The sequence below is a fragment of the Sphingomonas sp. Leaf30 genome (assembly GCF_001422525.1).
Lineage (GTDB): Bacteria > Pseudomonadota > Alphaproteobacteria > Sphingomonadales > Sphingomonadaceae > Sphingomonas > Sphingomonas aerolata.
In genome coordinates, this window is the sequence record NZ_LMKZ01000019.1 from 11,232 (window position 1) to 30,598 (window position 19,367).

A 19,367-nucleotide genomic window follows, 5' to 3' on the forward strand; every position below is an offset into this window, starting at 1 on the left:
CGATCAACGAGGCGTATTCCGTTTTGGGAAAGAAGGAATCACGCGCCGCCTACGATCGCTCGCAGATCAGGCCGTCTGCCCACCGAGCGACTGGGGACCGTCCGTTTCACCCCAGGAAAGCCGGCAGGCGCCCGATGCGACCTAGCCCGTCGATGCAGCCCAGCGGTAGCTTCTCGCAGCCGCTAGAGACCAACGAATGGCTGATGGGCCTTTTCCTGCTGATCCTCACCGCCGCACCCATCGCTACAATCCTAGTTCTGTGGAATGAGGAATCTGGATTGGCACCTACGGTTCGACGTAGCGTCGCCGCTCATCCCGTGCCTGAACCTCCTGCAAATGGCGTCCAAAGCTCATCGGGCACAAAACCCGGACTCGGACAGCCTGCATCCTAAACTATCGCCCAACCGCGACATTCGAATTCGCAGGGTTAGCCGCCAAAAGCAGTCGTAACGCGGAGATGAACGAGCGGCGGTAGTTGGGAAGCTGGGCAGGGGGCGGGGACGTCTGCTTCTGGGTCGTCACGGCGGGGCTGGGCTGCTTCCGCCCAGGGCGACGTCTCCAACGAGAAACACCGCGGCACCCGCTGCATGATACGTTTGTCATTCGCCTAGCGATGGCGACGGCTTATCATCGTGCGGTCGAGCGCCGCGTGTATCGGCCTCGATCATGCGGCCATGAGGAGAGTGACCGATGCGAATGCTCGCCTGCGCAGCCATGGCTCTAATCCTGATGCTTGCTGCCTCCGCAAATGCGGCGACGATAACACTCAAGGCAGGTGATTATGGGGCGGCCGGACTCGCCTGCGACGAGCAGCCCAATGCCTCGACGATGAGCTTTGATGGACGAAGCTTCTCCTATGCGCACGCCAGCAATTGCACGGACATGATCACGAAGAAGCAAGCTGGCGTCATGACGGTTGTCGAAACCTGTCGCGCGGCGGGCGATGGCAGCCCCACTCATCCAGATACGCAGACCTTCAATTTGCGTCAGAATGGCAGTGACAGGTTCACGCTGATTAAGGCCCGGTCGGCGATGACCTTCCGAAGGTGTGGACCGCTCGGCTATTTTAACAAGCATTGAGGGGCGCATCGTACGGCGGAGGGGCCATCCGCCCAACCCGCGCTTTCCGAGCGCCCGCTAACAGCTACGTCCAACTTGCGCCTGAACGCTTCATGACGTCCGCTGACGCTAAAAGTGGACGGCTCACTCAATCTATCTGCGGCGTCCTATCGCTGAGCCAAGCCTCTGCTGCTTCGAAGATAGACATGAACGGATGTCCGAATCTGGGAAGCAGGCAGGAGGCTTTGAATGACCGATTGTGGGTCTTTCGACACTTCAACCATCGGGATTTGAAGAAGGTAGCTCGAAACGGTATGATGTGCTCGCGCTTCACGCGTCCCCAAATCAGCAGGCCAAAGACGACATCTGCGCCTTCGTGATTCGATTGATGAAATAATCGTCATGGAGCAGCCTGCTTGGCTATCCCGCGTTGGTTCCAGAGACGTGGTTGGAGCAGCAGAAATGAGACGTAACCTAGCGCGCGCCCTTGGCTGGATCATCGCGCTGCTGGGCGGTTTTTTCGTATTCGCCGGTGCTCTGCTGCTGTCGCTTCACGGGTCGCCTTATTATCTGATCGTCGGCCTCGCGATGATTGTCAGCGGTGCGCTTGTTGGTCGGGACGATCGGCGTGGCAGTGGGCTGTTCACAGTGATCTGGATCGCCACCCTGGTTTGGGCTGTCTGGGAAGTCGGCTTCGACGGCCTGCAGCTCGTGCCGCGCGTAGTCGCGCCGACCGTCCTCTTGGTCTTAATCGTTTTGGTGGGCTGGCGGGGCGGGACAGCGTTCGGTCGTTCCGGTTTATCACGCGCCGCCCCCGTCGTCGCAGCGAGCGTTGCGGTTTTATGCTTAGGCCTGTTCGCGGTGCGTGGGCGCGACGTCGATGCCAAGGGGCTGGTCGCACTCACGCCAAGCGTCCTCACGCACGTAGCGACAGGCGAGGCCGATAACGACTGGAACGAGTATGGCGGTACCGCATCAGGCCGGCGGTATTCCTCGCTCGCTGACATCACACCTGCCAATGTCGAGCGGTTGGCGCTCGCCTGGACGCAGCGGACCGGCGATCTGCCGGTCGCGGCAGAGACGGCCGAGCACAAGCGGGAATATCATTCCGAGGCCACGCCGATCCACATCGGCGATAGCCTTTACACTTGCACGCCGCATTCGTTCGTGCAGGCGATCGACGCGACCACTGGCCGGACCAAGTGGAGCTGGCACGAGGCGGCTAATGTGCAGGGCAACAACTACCTCGTCTGCCGCGGGGTGGCGTATTTCGACGCACCCGCCGGGACGCCGTGCCCGCACCGCATTTTCGCGCCAACCTTTAATGCCCGGCTCGTGGCGCTCGATGCCGAAACTGGGCAGGTATGCCGGAGCTTCGGCGAGAACGGCAGCATCGACCTTCGCGCCAACATGGGCGTGTCGAACGCCTCCGACCAGATCGGGACGTCGCCGCCGATAGTGGTCAACGGGCGACTGATCATCGGCGAGCGGATCACAGACAACGTCAACCGCAACATCCCGAGCGGCGTGGTGCGTGCGTATGACCCGGTATCGGGACAGCCGGTATGGGCGTGGGACGTCGGCCGGTCGCAGGACGCGATCGCGCCGCTGCCTGCGGGTCAGGTCTACACGCGTGGCACGCCCAACGTCTGGGGCGCGATCACCGCCGATGCCGCGAACGGCCTCGTGTACCTTGGCACGGGCAATGCCTCGCCGGATTACTGGATCGGCTATCGGCGGCCGTTCGACGACCGGTTCGGCACGTCGATCGTTGCGCTCGACGTGGCATCGGGCAAACTGCGCTGGAGCCGGCAGCTGGTCCACCACGACATGTGGGACATGGACCTGCCGATCGGACCGTCGCTGTTCGATTATCGCGCGCCTGACGGGCGAACCATCCCCGCGCTGCTCCAGACGACCAAGATGGGCCAGGTCTATTTCCTCAACCGGCTGACGGGTGCCCCGATCGCCGCGGTCGCCGAGCGACGCGTGCGGACCGACGGTGCGACGCCCGGCGTCACTGTATCGCCGACGCAGCCTTTCTCAGTGGGCATGCCGTCCTTCACCCCACCCGCGCCGAGCGAAAAGGCCACCTGGGGGGCGACGCCGATCGACCAGTTGCTGTGCCGGATCGACATTCGCCGCTCGCAGGGTGCGGGGATTTACCAGCCGATCGGCCTGACGCCGATCATCGGCCATCCCGCGTTCGACGGCGTGACCGACTGGGGCGGCGCGGCGGTCGATCCGGTGCGCGGCATCATGACCGTCAACACGATGGAGATGCCGTTCAAGCTGTGGCTGATGCGCCGCGACGATCCGCGCGTCGCGCCGCTGATGGCGCAGAAGCAGGGCGGTGAGAACGCGCGGCAGGCGCAGTTGCAGACGCAGTACAACACGCCGTACGTCGCGGTCGTCCAGGCGTGGATCGGGATCTTCGGCGCGCCGTGCAACGCGCCGCCCTGGGGTCACCTAACCGCGGTCGACCTGAAGACGAAAAAAGTGCTGTGGCGTGGGGTGCTCGGTACGGCGCGCGATACGGGCCTGTTCGGATCGCATCTGGGCGTACCGATCAAGACCGGCGTGCCGAACCTTGGCGGGTCGATCGTCACCGCGGGCGGGCTGGCCTTCATCGCCGCGACCACCGACCAGTATCTGCGCGCGTTCGACCTAAGGACCGGCAAGGTCGTCTGGAAGGCACGGCTTCCGGCCGGGGCGCAGGCCACGCCGATGACGTACCGGGGCGCGGACGGGCGGCAGTATGTCGTGATTACCGCGGGCGGGCATGGTGCGCTCGGGACGCGGTATGGGGATTATACGCTGGCTTATGCCTTGCCCCGAACGTGATGGGTGTTGAGGCCGGTCGCTCGCGCTGCTCATTCGGTCAGCGTCAAAGACCGTCCGCCATTTTCGACCGGCAGTGGCGGACGGTCTGTAAATTCAGGACGTCAGCGCGCTCGCCGCTTATGATGGCGGACGGGATGATTAGGGGGATACGTGGTCGGACAGGTCAAGCGAGTTATATCGCGTCTATCGCTGGTCGCGACTCTTGTTGGTCTGGGCGGTTGCACGGCGTTGTCGCACGGGTTCTTCAACCCGCAGGGGCCGGTCGCCGGGCATGAGCGCGACCTGTTCGTCACCGTGTCGATCGTGTTGCTGTTCGTCGCGGGGCCGGTACTGCTGCTGACGCCGCTGTTCGCGTGGCATTACCGGCTGTCCAACCGCGGCGACGCGTACCGGCCGAAGTGGAATTTCTCCTGGTGGGTGGAAGGGCTGATCTGGATTCCGCCCGCCGGGATCGTCATCGGGCTTGCGGTACTGCTGTGGCACTGGACGCAGATCGACGATCCGTATCGGCGGTTGCCGGGCGCGGCGCCGGTCGAAGTGCAGGTGATCGCGCTCGATTGGAAATGGGTGTTCGTCTATCCCGACCTCGGCGTCGCATCGGTCGATCGGCTGACCATTCCCGCCGGGCGCCCGGTGCATATCAAGCTGACCAGCGGCACGGTGATGCAGTCGATGCTGATCCCGCAGCTTGCCGGGCAGATCTATGCAATGGGCGGGATGACGACCGAGCTGAATATCCAGGCGCACCGGGCGGGGCGGTTCCGCGGCGAGAACACGCAGTATAACGGGGCTGGCTTCCAGCAGCAGAAGTTCGAGGTCGTTGCGGTGTCGCCGGCGGAATACGATCGCTGGGCCGCCGCAGCACGCCGCGGCAAACGTACGCTCGATGCGCAGACGTGGCGGCGGCTGTCCGCGCGGTCGATCATCACGCATCCCGTCGAGTTCGCGCACGTCACGCCGAATCTGTTCGACCACGTTGTCGTCGCGATCGGCGGCATGACCCATTCTCCTCCGAAGGCCGTTCGATGACCGTTTCCGTTCCCCTCTGGCCAGCGGTGTTCGGCCGGTTCGGCTGGCAGGACCTGCCGTTCGTGCGCGCGTGGGAGAACCCGACGATCAGCGAGATCATCGGTGCGTTCGCGGGCGCGCTGGTGGTGGTCGGTGCGGTCGTCGTCGCTGTGCTGCTGACGCGCTATGGCAGGTGGCGGTATCTGTGGACCGAGTGGCTCACCAGCCTCGACCATAAGAAGATCGGCATCATGTATATCGTCGTCGCATTCGTGATGCTGTCGCGCGCGCTGGTCGAGGCGGTGCTGATGCGGATGCAGCAGGCGGTGGCGATCGAAAATCCCGGCTTCCTGACGCCCGACCATTTCGGCCAGCTATTCTCGACGCATGGCTCGATCATGATCTTCTTCATGGCGATGCCGTTCCTGACGGGGATGATCAATTACGTCCTGCCGCTCCAGATCGGCGCGCGCGACATGGCGTTTCCCTGGGCCAATTCGATCGCGCTGTGGCTGACGATCGGCGCTGCCGGCCTGATGATGGCGAGCCTCGTCGTCGGCGAGTTCTCGACCGGCGGATGGAGCGGCTACCCACCCTATACCGAGCGCGCGTTCAGCCCTGGCGTCGGTGTCGACTACTGGATCTGGGCGGTGACATTGGGGTCGATCGGCTCGACGATGGCGGGGATCAACATCGCCTGCACCGTCTACAAGCTGCGCGCGCCCGGCGTGCGGTTCATGCGGATGCAGATGTTTTCGTGGACCAGCCTATGCACGTCGATCCTGATGATCTTCGCGATGCCGCCGCTGACCGTCGCCACGCTGCTGCTCGCGCTCGACCGCTATCTGGGATTCCATTTCTTCACCAACGACCTCGGCGGCAACATGATGAACTACGCCAACATGTTCTGGCTGTTCGGCCATCCCGAGGTCTACATCCTGATCCTGCCCGCGTTCGGCGTGTATTCGGAGGTCGTGTCGACCTTCTCGACCAAGGACCTGTACGGCTACACCTCGCTGGTGATCGCGACGATGGCGATCGCGGTGCTGAGCTTCACCGTGTGGGTCCACCATTTCTTCACAATGGGGCAGTCGGCCAACGTCAACGCGGCGTTCGGGATTGCGACGATGACGATCGGCGTGCCGACGGGGGTGAAGATCTATGACTGGATCTGGACGATGTTTCGCGGCGAGGTTCGCTTCACCGTGCCGATGCTCTACGCGCTCGCTTTCATGATGACATTCGTGCTGGGCGGCTTCACCGGCATCATCCTGGCGATGCCGCCGCTCGACTACCTCGTCCACAATACGCTGTTCCTGGTCGCGCATTTCCACAACATGCTGATCCCGGGGCTGCTCTACGGGATGCTCGCGGGCTATCATTACTGGTTCCCCAAGGCGTTCGGGTTCCGCCTCGACGAGCGCTGGGGGCGGATCGCGTTCACCTGCTGGGTAGTCGGGTTCTACCTCGCCTTCTTCCCGCTGTACGTGCTCGGCGCGAGCGGGATGGCGCGGCGGACGCAGGCGATCTTCGAACCGTCGTTCCGGCCGTGGCTGTATGTCGCGGGCGTCGGCGCGTTCGTCCTGCTGGCGGCACTGACATCGCTCGGCATCCAATTGTGGGTGAGCATCCGCGACCGCGTTTCGCTGCGCGTGGAAGCAGGCGATCCGTGGGATGGCCGCGGGCTCGAATGGTCGGTCAGCGCACCGCCGCCCGAATACAACTTTGCGGTGCTGCCGCTGATCGACGGGCGCAACCCGTTCTACGATCACAAGCATGACGAGGGCCAGCCTGACCCTTACGCCTCGCCGCCGTCGTACGAGGACATCGTCGTGCCGCGCGGCAGTGCGACCAGCGTCGTGATCGGGCTTACCGCCGCGGTCGCCGCGTTCGGCCTGATCTGGGAGATCTGGGGGCTGACCATCGTCGCTCTCCAGGTGATCGTTGCGGCGGTCGTGCTGCGCAGCTTCGGTCGCAACCAGCACCGGACCATTCCCGCTGCGGAGGTCGCGCGCGAGCATGAGGCCTGGCTCTTGCGCGTCCGGGCGACGCCCGGGATCCCGCGCCAGTTGGAGACCGCCGCGGTCAATCGTGGCCTTGCGGAGATCGTGGCGTGAGCGAACCCGAACTGGCGCATGCCGGCCTCAACCTCGGCGACACCGGCGCGCTGACGCAGGACCAGGCGGAGAACGCGATCTTCGGCTTCTGGATCTTTCTCATGAGCGACGCAGTGATCTTCGCGCTGCTGTTCGCGACCTATGGCACGATGATCGCAAGCACCGTCGGCGGCCCGACGCCTGCCTCCGAATTCAAGCTGCTGCCGGCGTTCGCCGAGACCCTGTTGCTGCTGACGAGCAGCGCGACGTTCGGCCGCGCGACGATCGCCATGAAGTACGACGAACCGCGCCGCGTGCTGTTCGGCTGGCTCGGCGCGACGCTGGGCCTAGGCCTCGTCTTCCTCGCGCTGGAAGCGAACGACTTCGCGACGATGTTCGCGCACGGGGCCTACCCGATGCGCAGCGGCTTCCTGTCGTCGTTCTTCGCGCTGGTCGGGTTGCACGGGCTGCACGTCGCGGTCGCGTGCTTCTGGCTGGTCGTGATGGTCGCCCAGGTCTGCGCCTACGGCCTCGACGCGCGGGTGCGGATCAACCTGTTGCGGCTGGGGCTGTTCTGGCACCTGCTCGACATCGTCTGGATCGCGATCTTCTCGGTCGTCTATCTGCAAGGGAACATCGGATGAGCGACCGGACACGCGAACTCAGAACCTATGCGATCGGTTACGGCCTGTCGCTCGTGCTGACCGTAGCGGCCTTCGCGATGGTCCGCTGGCCGTCGTTCGGTGCGCGCGAGATCTTCGGCGGCGTGCTGGCGCTGGGGCTGGTGCAGATGGCGGTGCAGTTCCGCTGCTTCCTCCACATCAGCCTCAAGCGTTCCTCGCGGCACGACCTGCAACTGATCCTCTTCTCCACGCTGATTATCGCGCTGATGGTATCGGGGACGCTGGTGATCCTTTTCAACCTGCGTGGGCGAATGATGGGGTGACAGGGGTGTGAAGTGTTAACTTTGCTATCTCAGTTCGAAAGAACGCGCTGACCCAATACGAAACTTGAACATGAACGAATGGCCATATGTGGGAAAACTTGTAATGCCCATTAGAGGTCCGGTTATGGGTCCTTTCGGAAGATGAGGTTTTTCAACAGACGTGCGTCATGCGTTCCTAGGAGTCAGCATCGACCGCGCACCTGAACCCGATATGGACCGATGCGGTGTCGACCATTTGCGCCTGCCGCGCTGCCGGCCGATATCGCGCACAGTAATTCGGCGCGCACAGGAACGAGCCGCCTTTCAGAACGCGTCTTGGAATACGGATGTGCGGCTGTTCGGGGTCGTAGCTATCGTCCGGCGCCAGGCAGCACGAGGAGGCGGGACGCGTGTGGCAATCCGTTCGATACCAGTCGCTGGTCCATTCCCAGACGTTGCCGATCATGTCGACCAGACCATAGCCGTTGCACGGGAAGCTGCCGACGCGGGTGGTGCGATGTCCCTTGGGACGGCGATCGCCGTGCGGGAACTCGCCCATCCAGATATTGGCCATGCGCTTGCCGCCTGGCATCATCTCATTGCCCCAGGCGTACGTGGCTTTCTCGATACCGCCGCGTGCCGCGCATTCCCATTCCGCCTCGGTCGGCAGCCGTTTGCCAGCCCAGGCGGCATACGCGGCCGCATCCTCATGGGTGACGCAGGTGACGGGATGATCAAGGCGGCCGGCAAATACCGTGGTCGCTGCCTCGGGCCGGCGCCACTGTGCATCCGGTACATAGACCCACCAGTCACCTACGTTCCGAGCGGATGCCCCACCGCGGGGAGCACGGAATACCAGCGCCCCGGGCACGAGCCGATCTGCGCCGACGCCGGGATAGTCCGCCGGATCGAGCGGACGCTCGGCAACCGTTACATAGCCGGTGGCGGCAACGAACCGCGCGAATTGTCGGTTGGTCACCGGATGCCGGTCGATGCGGAACGCGTCGACTTCCACCGGGCGCACCGGACCTTCTTCCGGGTAGTGATCCTCCGCGCCCATCCAGAACACGCCCGACGGCACGGTCATCATCGGATCCGGGTCGGCAATGTCGGTCATCGCGTTTCGCCTTCAAGGTTGCTCGCGCGTCAGAACTTGCCACGCACGCCGATTGCGTAGCGGCGATCGGCAATCCGTTCCTGCCCGATCGGCCCATCGATGAATATCGCCCGCTCGCGATTGGGCTGATTGGTGAGGTTGACGCCCGAGAAGGTGATTGCGAATTGCGGGTTGATGTCGACCGATACAGTTGCGTTCAACTGGCTGCGTTCGTCCTGGTACAGGGGCAGGTTGTTGGTCAGATCGACCGCCTCGACGCGCAGGAACGGGTCGCGAAAGGTGTAGCGGACGCGCGCATTGATGCCGTATTTCTCGTAGAACAGCGTCAGGTTGTAATTGTTTTTCGAAAGGTCGCGCAGCGGCAGTTCGAACTGCTGGGCGACCCCGCCTGTCGCGAACCCCGGCACGGTGAACGTCGTCTCGCGCTTGCCGTCCTGATAGGTGTAGTTGGCGATGATTCCCAGGCCGTCGAGTCCTTCGGGCAGATAGGTGAAGCTGTGCTGGAAATTGACCTCCAGCCCCTTGAGCGTCGCGCCGCCCGCATTTACCGGCTGGTTGATGCCGACGCATTCGCCGACCGCACCGGATTGGTCGATCGACACCGGGTTGAAAATCCCCGTTGCGCAGTTGTTCGGATCGAACGGCCCTCGCGCCGGATTGATCAGCGTGGGTGCGACCGCGACCGTCGTCACCAGGTTCTGGTACTTCTTGTAGAAGCCGCCGACCGACAACAGGCTGTTCCGATCGAAGTACCACTCGACCGCGACGTCATATTGATCGACCGTCTGCGGTCGCAGATTGGGGTTGCCGGCGCTGACATAGACGTCGAGCAGCGGGAACTGCACGGTCGGCGACAACTGGCCGAAGTCCGGCCGCCGCAGCGAGCGGCCATAGGACGCCCGCACCAGCACCGACTGAACCGGCTCGGCGGTCAGGATCGCGTTGGGGAGCCAGTAGGTATAATTCTGCCGAACATCGAGGTCGCCTGCGACGCCGTTCGCCAGCGTGACGCCCGATGCCGTCTGGCTGGTGCGTACGACGCGCACGCCGGCGTTGCCGCGCAGGCCGATGGAGCCGATCTGCGTGTCGAGATTCACGCGCAGATAGCCCGCGTAGCTCTCTTCCTTCACGCGGAAACGCGCGCTCAGATCCTCGGGCGGCACGGCCGCCAGCCCCAGCGCCTGGCGGACGTCGCCGGGGTTCCGGGTCAGCAGGCCCGACGGCACGACGAAGCCACCCAGATACTGGTCGCCGGTAAAGTCGAAGAAGTCGGTCGGGGCTGTCGCATACAAGTCCGGCCGGCTGGCGGCGGTGATGCCGGGGAACTGGCGCGACGCCTGGGTCGTGCGACGGCGGCGGGAATCGGTCTGATTGAACCGCGCGCCGGCCTGGATCGATCGGATCGGGCCGAGATCGGCCTTCCATTCCAGGTCCAGACGCTGGGCATTCTCGACGTTGCGAAAATAGCTGGCGTTGTCGCGACCGATGAACGTCTGGTAATAGGCGGGGTTGCCGATGTTCGCGAACAACGGGCTCGACGTATCCGGAGCGAAGAACAGGTCTTTGCCGGTGATATCGAACAGGAAGGGCGGGCTGATCCGGCCGTTGGCGTTGCCGAAATTGGCGCTCGCCGGATTGTTGTACTGGCTGACCAGCTGGAAATTGGCGTCGGTCGTGTCGGATCCGGCGCGGCTTGCCTCCGCCTTGATCGTCAGGGCGCCGAATTCCCATTCGGCGCCGCCGGCGGCAAGATAGGACCGGGTGTCGCGCAACGGGCTGTTGTTCTGTGGCCGAAACTGGGTGCCGCCGATCTTGCCGCTGACCAGCTGGTCATAGCTGAAGCCGCTCGCGTCGCGGCTTTCGATCACGCGGTCGCCGGGGAATGCCAGCTCGGCGACATCGGCGGTCTGCTGGATGAACACGCCGGCATCGTTGCCGACGATTCGCTGGTCGACATAGGTACCGTCGAGGAACAGCTTCAGGTTGCTGGCCGCCTGCCATTCGACTGAGCCGCTGGCCGATGCGTTGCGGCGATCCCGGGTCGAGAAGAATTGCTGTGCATAATTGGGCCGCAGATAGGGGTCGGCGGTGCCATCCCCGTCGAGGTCGACGCCGGTGCGCGCGGCATAGCGTACGTTGAGCACATCCTCGCGAACCGACTGTTCGCCATAGGCCCCTGAGACGACGACCCCGATGTCACCGATGCCGGTTTCGAACGTACGCCCAAACACAGCGGACACGCGCGGATTGAACGCGTCGGCATTCTCCGCATATTCCATGTCCGCGCGGATCGAGGCGATCGGCTTGCGCAAGCCAAGCCCGCGATAGGTGCGCAGGTCGACGATGCCGCCGACCGACCCTTCGATCTGATCGGCGGTCGCGACCTTGGTCACGCTGACCGAGGCGATCAGTTCGGCGGGCAGGTCGTCGAAGCTGATGCCGCCGCGCGCATCGCCCGACGGGGTTGTCGCGCGCCCGTTGATCAAAACGAGGTTCTGGTTCGACCCGCGGATCGACACGTTGCTGCCGACACCCTGCGAACGGTCGATCTGCACGCCGCTGACATTCTCCAGCACTTCGGCCAGGTTCTGGTCGGGAAGCTTGCCGACGTCCTGCGCATTGATGATGTCGACGATCGTGTCCGACGCGCGCTTTTCGTTGATGGCGCTGGCCAGGCTGGCCCGGATACCGGTGACGACGATTTCGGCTTCGGCGGCCGGCTGCTGCTGCGCGGCGACTGTTGCCTCCTGTGCGAACGCCGGACCGGCGATCAGCGCCGATACCGCCGCGCCTGTCCCCATTGCAGCCCGCAAACGGCGTTTCAGTGTCGAACCATTCATGATGACATCCCCCTTATCCACCGGCTGTTCGCCGTATGCTGGGGAGGCCCATACCGTGGTCGAACCGCTATGACAATATTGTCATTGCGTTCCCCGGCCGCCTTCTGTCTTGGTTGCGTCGGTTAGATCGGCTTCTTTACCGTTGCGCAGCCAGCGCTGGGGAAACTGGGCTGCGGTGGATCCATCGCGACGGCGGAAGGTAGATCCTTCGCCAAGGCGTTCGGTAAAGTTCACGTGATGACCGCCGCCGCGTGCATTCAGTTGCCCGAACAAGTCGCGGCGCATCGCCGTTACGACTGGCTGCAGATCCTTTGACGCGATCAGGTTCCGGGTTTCCTGCGGATCGGCCTGAATGTCGTAAAGCTCCTCGGTGTCCCAGACGCCGTGATACTGGATCAGCTTGTACCGGTCCCCGCGCAGCGCGAAGGTGGTGGGGGTCTGCGGATAGTTATATTCCCAGTAATATTCGTAAAGCAGCGAACTTCGCCACGGGCGGGCAGGGGCTTGCCCTTCAAGCTGCGGTACGAAGCTCGCGCCGGAGAATTGCGCGGGGCGCGCGACGCCGGCCAGATCGAGGATCGTCGGCGCGATGTCCAGATTGGCGACCATGTCCGTCACCGTCTTGCCGCGCTGGATCACACCCGGGCCGTAGGCGATCAGCGGAACGCGCATCGATTCCTCATACGCGTTGCGCTTGTCGATCAGCCCATGTTCGCCGAACATGAACCCATTGTCGCCCATGAACATGACGACGGTATTGTCGAGCAGCCCGTTCTTGCGGAGATGGTCGAGCAATCGGCCGGTGGATTCATCAACAGCGGCCAGCGTCTGATGATATCGGCGTTTGTATTCCTTGAGATCGAGTGTTGAATGATAGGGAAATTCGACGCCATGCCAGCTGTTGCGCTGGTCATGCACCCAACGGGGCTTGCCGTCGCTGTCTGGTGACTTTGTCTCGTCATACGTTGCCGGCAAGGCGATCGGAGTATTCCTGTACAACTCTTTGTGCCGCGTCGCCGGTTGGAAATCGGCATGCAGCGCCTTGTGCGAAAGGTACAGGAAGAACGGTTTCTTTGCGTCGCGCTGCTTAAGCCAGTCGAGCGCGTAATTAGTCAATTCGTCGGTGATATAGCCCTTTTGCGGTACGTGCCGCCTATCGACGTTCAACTGTGCGGTGCTGCCATCAGCCAGTCTTGGCCAATAGACACCCTGACCTTCGAAACTCACCCAGCGATCGAAGCCGGGGCGCGGGTCGTCGTTCAGTGCGCCCATATGCCATTTGCCGAAGAACGCGGTTTGATACCCCGCTTTCTGCAGATATTGCGGGAAGTAGATCTGGCCGCTCTCGTCGCCGGCATTGTTGTCGACGATGCCGTGGTCGTGCATGTACTCGCCGGTCAGGATGGTCGCCCGACTGGGCGAACATAGCGATGACGTGACGAAGGCGTTCTTCAGATGGACGCCGTCCCGTGCCATTCGGTCGAGCACCGGGGTGCGGATCTCGCGGTTCATGAACCCGAGTTCGTCGTAACGCTGATCATCCGTCAGGATAAAAATTATGTTCGGATGGCGCGCCGCCGGTGCTTCTTTCGCGGCGCGTACCACCGCCGGTCCTGATGGGCGAGCATGGGCCGGCACGTGGATCATCGCCAGCACTAAAATACTTGCGCTGCGCATCGTGCGCCAAGTGCATGTACCGGATTTCATACGCCGTCCCCCCGCTCAAGCATTGACCGATGCGTGTCTGCCCCGCATCCCTAACAGGCCAATTCGTATTCGACAATATTGTCGGTGCAAGTAGAGGAATCGGGGTACCGTGACGCAGTCCAGTCGACCAAAGCGGTCAACCCTTGCGGACATTGCCGCGGCTGCGGGCGTGTCGATCAAGACGGCATCGCGCGTCATTCGTCACGAGCCAGTGGCGGCGGCAACCCGGGAGCGGGTAGAACGCGCGGTGGCGGAACTGGGATACCGACCGATCACCGCGCCACGTAGCGCGGCCAGCGATCGTTCGTACCTGATCGGCCTGCTCCACTTTCCGCCGATTGCGACGTTCGTGTCCGGCCTGATCATGGGTGCCAGTGAACGCGCTCGGCAGGAAGGATATCATCTTGTCGTTGAGGCATGCTCGGTCGGAACATCTGACGAGCGCGCGAGATGGGTACGGCAACTGGTCATTCAGTCCAACCTTGATGCCATGATCCTGGCTCCGCCGCTGGGTGACGATCCTGTTATCTTGGCGACGCTGGCCGAACTGGCGCTACCGACATGCAGCATCGCGCCGGGTGACATCTCCCCCAACTATCCTTCGGTCGCGATCGACGATCGCAGCGCGGCACGGGAGGTCACAGAGCGGCTGCTGAAATGGGGGCACCGCCACGTGGCATTCCTGACTGGCGCGGGGGGGCGCACCACGACAACCCGCCGCCTCGCCGGTTTTCGAGATGCCGTCGCCAAATTCCCTGAAGCACGTGCGACGGTGGTCGAGGGCGATTACAAATTTCGCTCGGGGTTTGAGGCAGGGCAGGAATTGCTGTCAGGCAAGGATGTGCCAACCGCCGTATTTGCCAGCAACGACGAAATGGCGGCAGGTATCCTGGTGGCCGCGCACAAGCTGGGGCTGGCAATGCCGAGCCAGTTGTCGGTATTCGGGTTCGACGACGATGTAATCGCCAACGCGGTATGGCCGGCCTTGTCCACTGTGCGCCAGCCGGTTCACGAAATGGGTAGCGCCGCGATCGCGCTATTGGTCGAAGGATCGCTTAGGCCCTCCGCGGGAGCCGGTGACGTGCCCTTGCACCAGCAAATCCCGTATGAGATCATAGAGAGAGAGACCAGCGGTCCGGCGCCAAATCCGTGACCAAAGCATGGCAAGGCTGTGACGCCGTTCGCCCCTATCGTCGCGCCTATCTCGGCTGGCACGGTCTTGCATGGGCCGGTGCGACGATCGCCTATCAGCCGTTTCTTTCGTTCCTGCTGCCACTCAAGATCATCGGGATCGGCGGGCATCCCGATCCGATATTGCTCAGTAAGGCGGTCCTTCTGGGCGGGGTGACTGCGGGGTTTGCCAATTTAGGTTGGGGGCTCGTCGGCGACCGTGTCGTGGCGCAGGGCGGCGGGCGGCGATGGTTGATCTTAGCGGGACTGGTTGGGGTTCTACTTAGCTATGTCATGCTTGCACTGGCCAGCACGCCTACGGAATTGCTCTTGGCGCTTTTCGGCTTTCAACTCGTGCTGAACCTCTTGTTGTCGGCGCTGGTCGCAACCGCGGCGGACGAGGTGCCTGTTCATGACAAGGGACTGTTAGGGGGCGTACTGTGCATCGGCGCGCCCGCCGGTGCACTGGTCAGCGTGGTCACTACGTTGCCTGGCATGTCGGTTGAGCGCGGACTGCTCTGGATCGCGGCCATGATCACGATACTTGTTTTACCCTACGCTCTTCAACAACGGTACCCGGTGCAGAGGGGGCCTCAGCAATCGCCAACGACTGTGGGGGAACCCGCCGAAGCGCAAAGTTTCATGCTGTTATGGCTGGTCCGCTTGCTCTTACAAATTGCGAGTAAGGCAGTCTTTTTCTTTCTCATCTATTATTTTGCTGAAACTGTTGGGCAAGTCCTGCCAGCCGCGATCGCGCAACTGACTTTGATCGCCGCCCTCATCGCACCGCCCGCCGCGTTGTTCCTGGGGCGAGTGTCCGACCAGTACGGCTGCCACCGCGTGGTGCTGTTGGCAATGATCGCCGTCATGGCGAGCGGGTTGGTAATCATGGCGATACAAAGCGACTTGGTATCTGCAGTATTAGGATACCTCGTGTTCGCAAGCTCCGCAGCGATCAGTCTCTCGCTTCACTCGGGATATTCGATGCTCCGGCTACCTGTCGGGTTGGCCAGCGGGAAAGGACTAGGTTTGCTGAATCTCGCAAACACGTTACCGGCGGTTGCGGTTGCCGCTCTTGGCACGGCCATAGTGCCCCAGCATGGATATAGAACGCTATGCTGGATCCTTGCCGGTGCGGTAGTGGTGGCGGGCAGTTTCTTGATCCCGCGCAAATCCTGAGGCAGATCGGCCTTCTATGGTAACAGCTTGGAACCGATAGCGGACAGCGAGGCGGCGGTCTGCTCGAGTGCTTAGCGTCACGGCGTCAACCTGAACGGGCGTCTGATTTCAAGGAGGGAACAAGACTTCCTAAGCGTCTGTTTGTGGGTCAACAGCCCGTCGACAAGCCGTAGCGCAGATTTGCCGGATCGCTCTGTACAGCGGGCGTAGAAACATGATCTAGCGGATTCGCACGAGCATGCATTAACATCACGCCAGTGCGGGAACCCTCATCGCTACCGGTCGTAGATCCGGCAGTTTCACGGCGAGGATCTAATCAATGGCGAGAAGCGTAGCTTCAACTTCGGTCAGGCTTCTCGGGCCTAACGCGCATCCGTTGTATCCGGCGCTGTTGCCGGTCCCGATCCTCTGCTTCGTTGGCGCGCTGATCACCGATCTAGCTTATATCGCCAGTGCCGACATGATGTGGCTCGACTTCTCGTCCTGGTTGCTACTCGCGGGTCTGATTGGGGGCGGCCTTGCGGGTGTCCTGTTGATCGTCGAATTGGTCCGCGCGCGCGAACGACGCGCGCTCTTGCCACACTTCGTTTTCCTGCTCGCCGCCTGGGTGATCGAGGTCTTCAACTCGTTCATCCACGCGCGCGACGGATGGACCGCTGTAGTACCGTCGGGATTGTCGCTTTCCATCGTCGCTACCGTGCTCGGCCTGCTCGCCGGCTGGTTTTGGCAGTCTGCTCGTCACCGCTCGGTGGAGATCGTACGATGACCCGCACTCTGATCACGACCTTTTGCGTGCTGCCCCTTGCCGCGTGCGGAAGCGGACAGGCGATCGATCCGAACAACCAATTTGGCGCCAATCCGCTGCTGCCCGCGCCGCATGAGCAGCTTGTGGCGGACGTAGGCGTATTCGAGACAGTCGGCTGGCAAAACGGCGAAACGCCGACGGTGCCCGTCGGCTTTCAAATTGCTGCGGTTGCTCAAGACCTGTCCAATCCGCGTAACGTCCTGGCGCTGCCCAACGGTGACGTGCTGATCGTCGAATCGCGCAACGAGAGTGGCGAGCCGGTGCAGCGGCCCAAGGACCCGATCCGCGACTGGATCATGTCGCGGGCGCATTCACAAACAAAGAGCGGGCAAGCACCGCCGGCGAGCAACCGGATAACGTTGGTCCGCGACGCGAACGGCGACGGCCGGCCGGAACTCCGCTCGGTCCTCGTCGATCATTTGCACGCGCCGTTCGGCATCGCGGTACTAGGCGGCTTCCTGTACGTGGCGAACACCGACGCGATCGTCCGCTACCCGTTCACGCCGGGCGAAACGCGGATCACCGCGCCCGGGACGAAGCTGGTCGATCTGCCCGCCGGCTCGATCAACCACCATTGGACCAAGAGCCTCGTAGCGAGCCCGGATGGATCGCGGCTCTTCGTCAGCGTCGGTTCGAACAGCAATGCCATGGAGCGCGGGTCCGATGCCGAACGGGATCGGGCGGCGATCCACGCGGTCGATCCGCGGACCGGGCTTATGAAGACGTTCGCGACCGGCCTGCGCAACCCCAACGGCCTCACTTTCTATCCGGGCTCCAATACTCTGTGGACGGTAGTCAACGAGCGCGATGAGCTCGGCCCCAACCTCGTGCCCGATTACATGACGTCGGTTCGTCCGGGCGGCTTCTATGGCTGGCCCTACAGCTATTATGGCCAGCATGTAGACCCACGCGTGCGCCCGCAGCGTCCCGATTTGGTCACCCGCGCGATCCGGCCCGACTATGCGTTGAGCTCGCATGTCGCGGCGCTCGGGCTGACATTCTACACGGGCGCCAGCTTTCCAGATCGGTTCCGCGGCGGTGCGTTCGTAGGCGAGCACGGCAGCTGGAACCGCACCGATCCGCATGGCTACAAGGTCGCGTTCATCGGTTTCCGTGACGCGCGCCCGACCGGCAATCCGCAGGATTTCGTCACAGGCTTCCTTAAGGACGGCAAGGCCCACGGCCGTCCCGTGGGGGTAGCGATCGATCGGACCGGCGCGCTTCTGATCGCCGATGACGTTGGCAACACAGTCTGGCGGGTCAGCTATACCGGCAATCGCATAGCGTCGCGGTCGTCGTCTGCATCGGGTGCCGGCACGCTGTAGCGGATCGGGGTGGGGACATTTCGGGGAATCCTGATGTCGTGCATCCTGTTGCAAAGATTGTCCGCGCTGGCGGTGCTGACGGAGGTGCTGATGGCGGTACCCTCACCGGCCGACGCACAGCAGGTGCCGGCCATCGACACCGAGGATACCTCGCTGGTGTCCGCGTCAGTTGGCAGCGGCCGCGTGCATCCGTCGATGGCGCCCGACGTGCGCAACAGTGATTTTGCGCGGGGCAATTATGACAACGACGAGGCAGACCTGGATCGATTGCCCGTCATCTCCAGCTTCGCTTTGCGGCCGAACCCCACCGAAACGCCCAAGACGAAGCGGACCTCTTTCTGGGAATCAACGGTTCGAACGTGTTCACGCCCCGGTGTCGGCAGAGCGTACCGCGCCGCGTGCATGGTATGAAAGCAACAACGCCATCGCACTGGTGGCGTCGCCCGCAAAGGATCTGCACACCGGCGTCGTCTACACGATCAAGGCCAGTCCGAACGGTGTATCCTCCACGCCCCATGAAATGAGCCTGACCAGCACGCTGGGTGGTGAATCGGCCCTCGGCGCCTTGTCACCGACCACAGTCGTGACCTGGCGGCCCAAGGGCGGGGCGGTCTGTTCACTCAGGTCGGCATCGAGCCATCGGTTCCCCTGACGCAGCGGGACGACGGACCGGCGATCAGCTTCCCTGCATTGGCGGCTATACGCTGGGACCATTTCTACGAAGCGGGCACCGCCGACGTGCCGTACGGCGGCATCGGTGCCGCCAATTCACCCCCCGTCGAGGCGGGCGGTGCCAGATGGCAGTTCCGCGCCGAAGCGCTTGCAGTCGTACGAAGCGACACGTTGCGGCACCTCGGCGGTCCGGAGGCCGAACATGACAAGGGAGTGCCAATAGCGACCGTAAGCCTTCGGCTCACTTACCGATATTTTTAGCTTGCTGCTGCTGCGATGGTATAGCTTTGCTCACCGCAGAACTACAGCGTGTCCCGCACCGTTGATCAAGATGACGCCCGAAGTGCCGCTCTCCAACTGAATGAACGACTGAAGATGAACAACAGCCGACCCGCGTTGAATGTCCGGAAGTAGGTCTTAGTGAGACTTGGGGCGACGGCCCGAAACGGGTTTCGTCGAAGGCCCGAACTCCGAACCAGCAGGATGCGGGTTCCTGCCCGCGAAACACTAAGAATCAACGTCACTGCCCAGAACCTGTCAGAGCGATAGCGAAAATCGGCTAGGGTCAGGACTCGTTGATCAAAGCCAGAAGATGACGGTGGCGGCGAGGGCAATGGCGG

The 19,367-nt window shown here is 62.9% G+C and carries 14 protein-coding genes; 11 read left to right on the forward strand and 3 right to left on the reverse strand.

The window, feature by feature from the left end:
- Positions 1–690 precede the first annotated feature (690 nt).
- The 6 genes from ASE89_RS18655 to ASE89_RS18680 all read left to right on the forward strand — a co-directional run bounded on the left by ASE89_RS18655 (position 691) and on the right by ASE89_RS18680 (position 7,953).
- Positions 691–1,080: a hypothetical protein gene (locus ASE89_RS18655; RefSeq protein ID WP_156363562.1), complete on the forward strand. Its 390-nt coding sequence runs from the start codon at positions 691–693 to the stop codon at positions 1,078–1,080.
- A gap of 441 nt (positions 1,081–1,521) precedes the next feature.
- Positions 1,522–3,903 carry a membrane-bound PQQ-dependent dehydrogenase, glucose/quinate/shikimate family gene (locus ASE89_RS18660; protein WP_056680992.1) on the forward strand — a complete coding sequence of 794 codons (2,382 nt, stop codon included), beginning with the start codon at positions 1,522–1,524 and terminating at the stop codon, positions 3,901–3,903.
- A gap of 228 nt (positions 3,904–4,131) precedes the next feature.
- On the forward strand, positions 4,132–4,932 hold the full coding sequence (locus tag ASE89_RS18665) for a ubiquinol oxidase subunit II (protein WP_236701868.1): 801 nt from the start codon (positions 4,132–4,134) through the stop codon (positions 4,930–4,932).
- Positions 4,929–7,028, forward strand: coding sequence for a cbb3-type cytochrome c oxidase subunit I (locus tag ASE89_RS18670; RefSeq protein ID WP_082451751.1), 2,100 nt, complete (start codon positions 4,929–4,931; stop codon positions 7,026–7,028). Before ASE89_RS18665 ends, ASE89_RS18670 begins: the two co-directional genes overlap by 4 nt.
- Positions 7,025–7,651, forward strand: coding sequence for a cytochrome c oxidase subunit 3 (locus ASE89_RS18675; protein ID WP_056409520.1), 627 nt, complete (start codon positions 7,025–7,027; stop codon positions 7,649–7,651). The genes ASE89_RS18670 and ASE89_RS18675 overlap by 4 nt, the downstream gene beginning before the upstream one ends.
- Positions 7,648–7,953: a cytochrome o ubiquinol oxidase subunit IV gene (locus ASE89_RS18680; RefSeq protein ID WP_056409518.1), complete on the forward strand. Its 306-nt coding sequence runs from the start codon at positions 7,648–7,650 to the stop codon at positions 7,951–7,953. The genes ASE89_RS18675 and ASE89_RS18680 overlap by 4 nt, the downstream gene beginning before the upstream one ends.
- A gap of 175 nt (positions 7,954–8,128) precedes the next feature.
- On the opposite strand, the gene ASE89_RS18685 is transcribed toward ASE89_RS18680, so the two are convergent.
- The 3 genes from ASE89_RS18685 to ASE89_RS18695 all read right to left on the reverse strand — a co-directional run bounded on the left by ASE89_RS18685 (position 8,129) and on the right by ASE89_RS18695 (position 13,596).
- Positions 8,129–9,049 carry a formylglycine-generating enzyme family protein gene (locus tag ASE89_RS18685; RefSeq protein WP_236701869.1) on the reverse strand — a complete coding sequence of 307 codons (921 nt, stop codon included), beginning with the start codon at positions 9,047–9,049 and terminating at the stop codon, positions 8,129–8,131.
- A gap of 29 nt (positions 9,050–9,078) precedes the next feature.
- Positions 9,079–11,889, reverse strand: coding sequence for a TonB-dependent receptor (locus ASE89_RS18690; RefSeq protein WP_082451763.1), 2,811 nt, complete (start codon positions 11,887–11,889; stop codon positions 9,079–9,081).
- 81 nt (positions 11,890–11,970) lie between these two features.
- On the reverse strand, positions 11,971–13,596 hold the full coding sequence (locus tag ASE89_RS18695) for a sulfatase family protein (RefSeq protein WP_201781562.1): 1,626 nt from the start codon (positions 13,594–13,596) through the stop codon (positions 11,971–11,973).
- Between the two features lie 109 nt (positions 13,597–13,705).
- Between ASE89_RS18695 and ASE89_RS18700 the strand changes: the two genes are divergently transcribed.
- The 5 genes from ASE89_RS18700 to ASE89_RS18720 all read left to right on the forward strand — a co-directional run bounded on the left by ASE89_RS18700 (position 13,706) and on the right by ASE89_RS18720 (position 18,486).
- Positions 13,706–14,749 (forward strand): LacI family DNA-binding transcriptional regulator, encoded by a 1,044-nt coding sequence (locus ASE89_RS18700; protein ID WP_082451767.1) that lies wholly within the window; start codon positions 13,706–13,708, stop codon positions 14,747–14,749.
- On the forward strand, positions 14,746–15,945 hold the full coding sequence (locus ASE89_RS18705) for an MFS transporter (RefSeq protein WP_056681009.1): 1,200 nt from the start codon (positions 14,746–14,748) through the stop codon (positions 15,943–15,945). The genes ASE89_RS18700 and ASE89_RS18705 overlap by 4 nt, the downstream gene beginning before the upstream one ends.
- Before the next feature lie 319 nt (positions 15,946–16,264).
- Positions 16,265–16,711 (forward strand): DUF2231 domain-containing protein, encoded by a 447-nt coding sequence (locus ASE89_RS18710; RefSeq protein ID WP_156363563.1) that lies wholly within the window; start codon positions 16,265–16,267, stop codon positions 16,709–16,711.
- The gene (locus tag ASE89_RS18715) at positions 16,708–18,075 is read left to right on the forward strand and encodes a PQQ-dependent sugar dehydrogenase (protein ID WP_056681015.1); all 1,368 of its coding nucleotides are present in this window, start codon (positions 16,708–16,710) and stop codon (positions 18,073–18,075) included. Before ASE89_RS18710 ends, ASE89_RS18715 begins: the two co-directional genes overlap by 4 nt.
- Positions 18,076–18,108: 33 nt before the next feature.
- On the forward strand, positions 18,109–18,486 hold the full coding sequence (locus ASE89_RS18720) for a hypothetical protein (RefSeq protein WP_056681018.1): 378 nt from the start codon (positions 18,109–18,111) through the stop codon (positions 18,484–18,486).
- Positions 18,487–19,367: the final 881 nt, after the last annotated feature.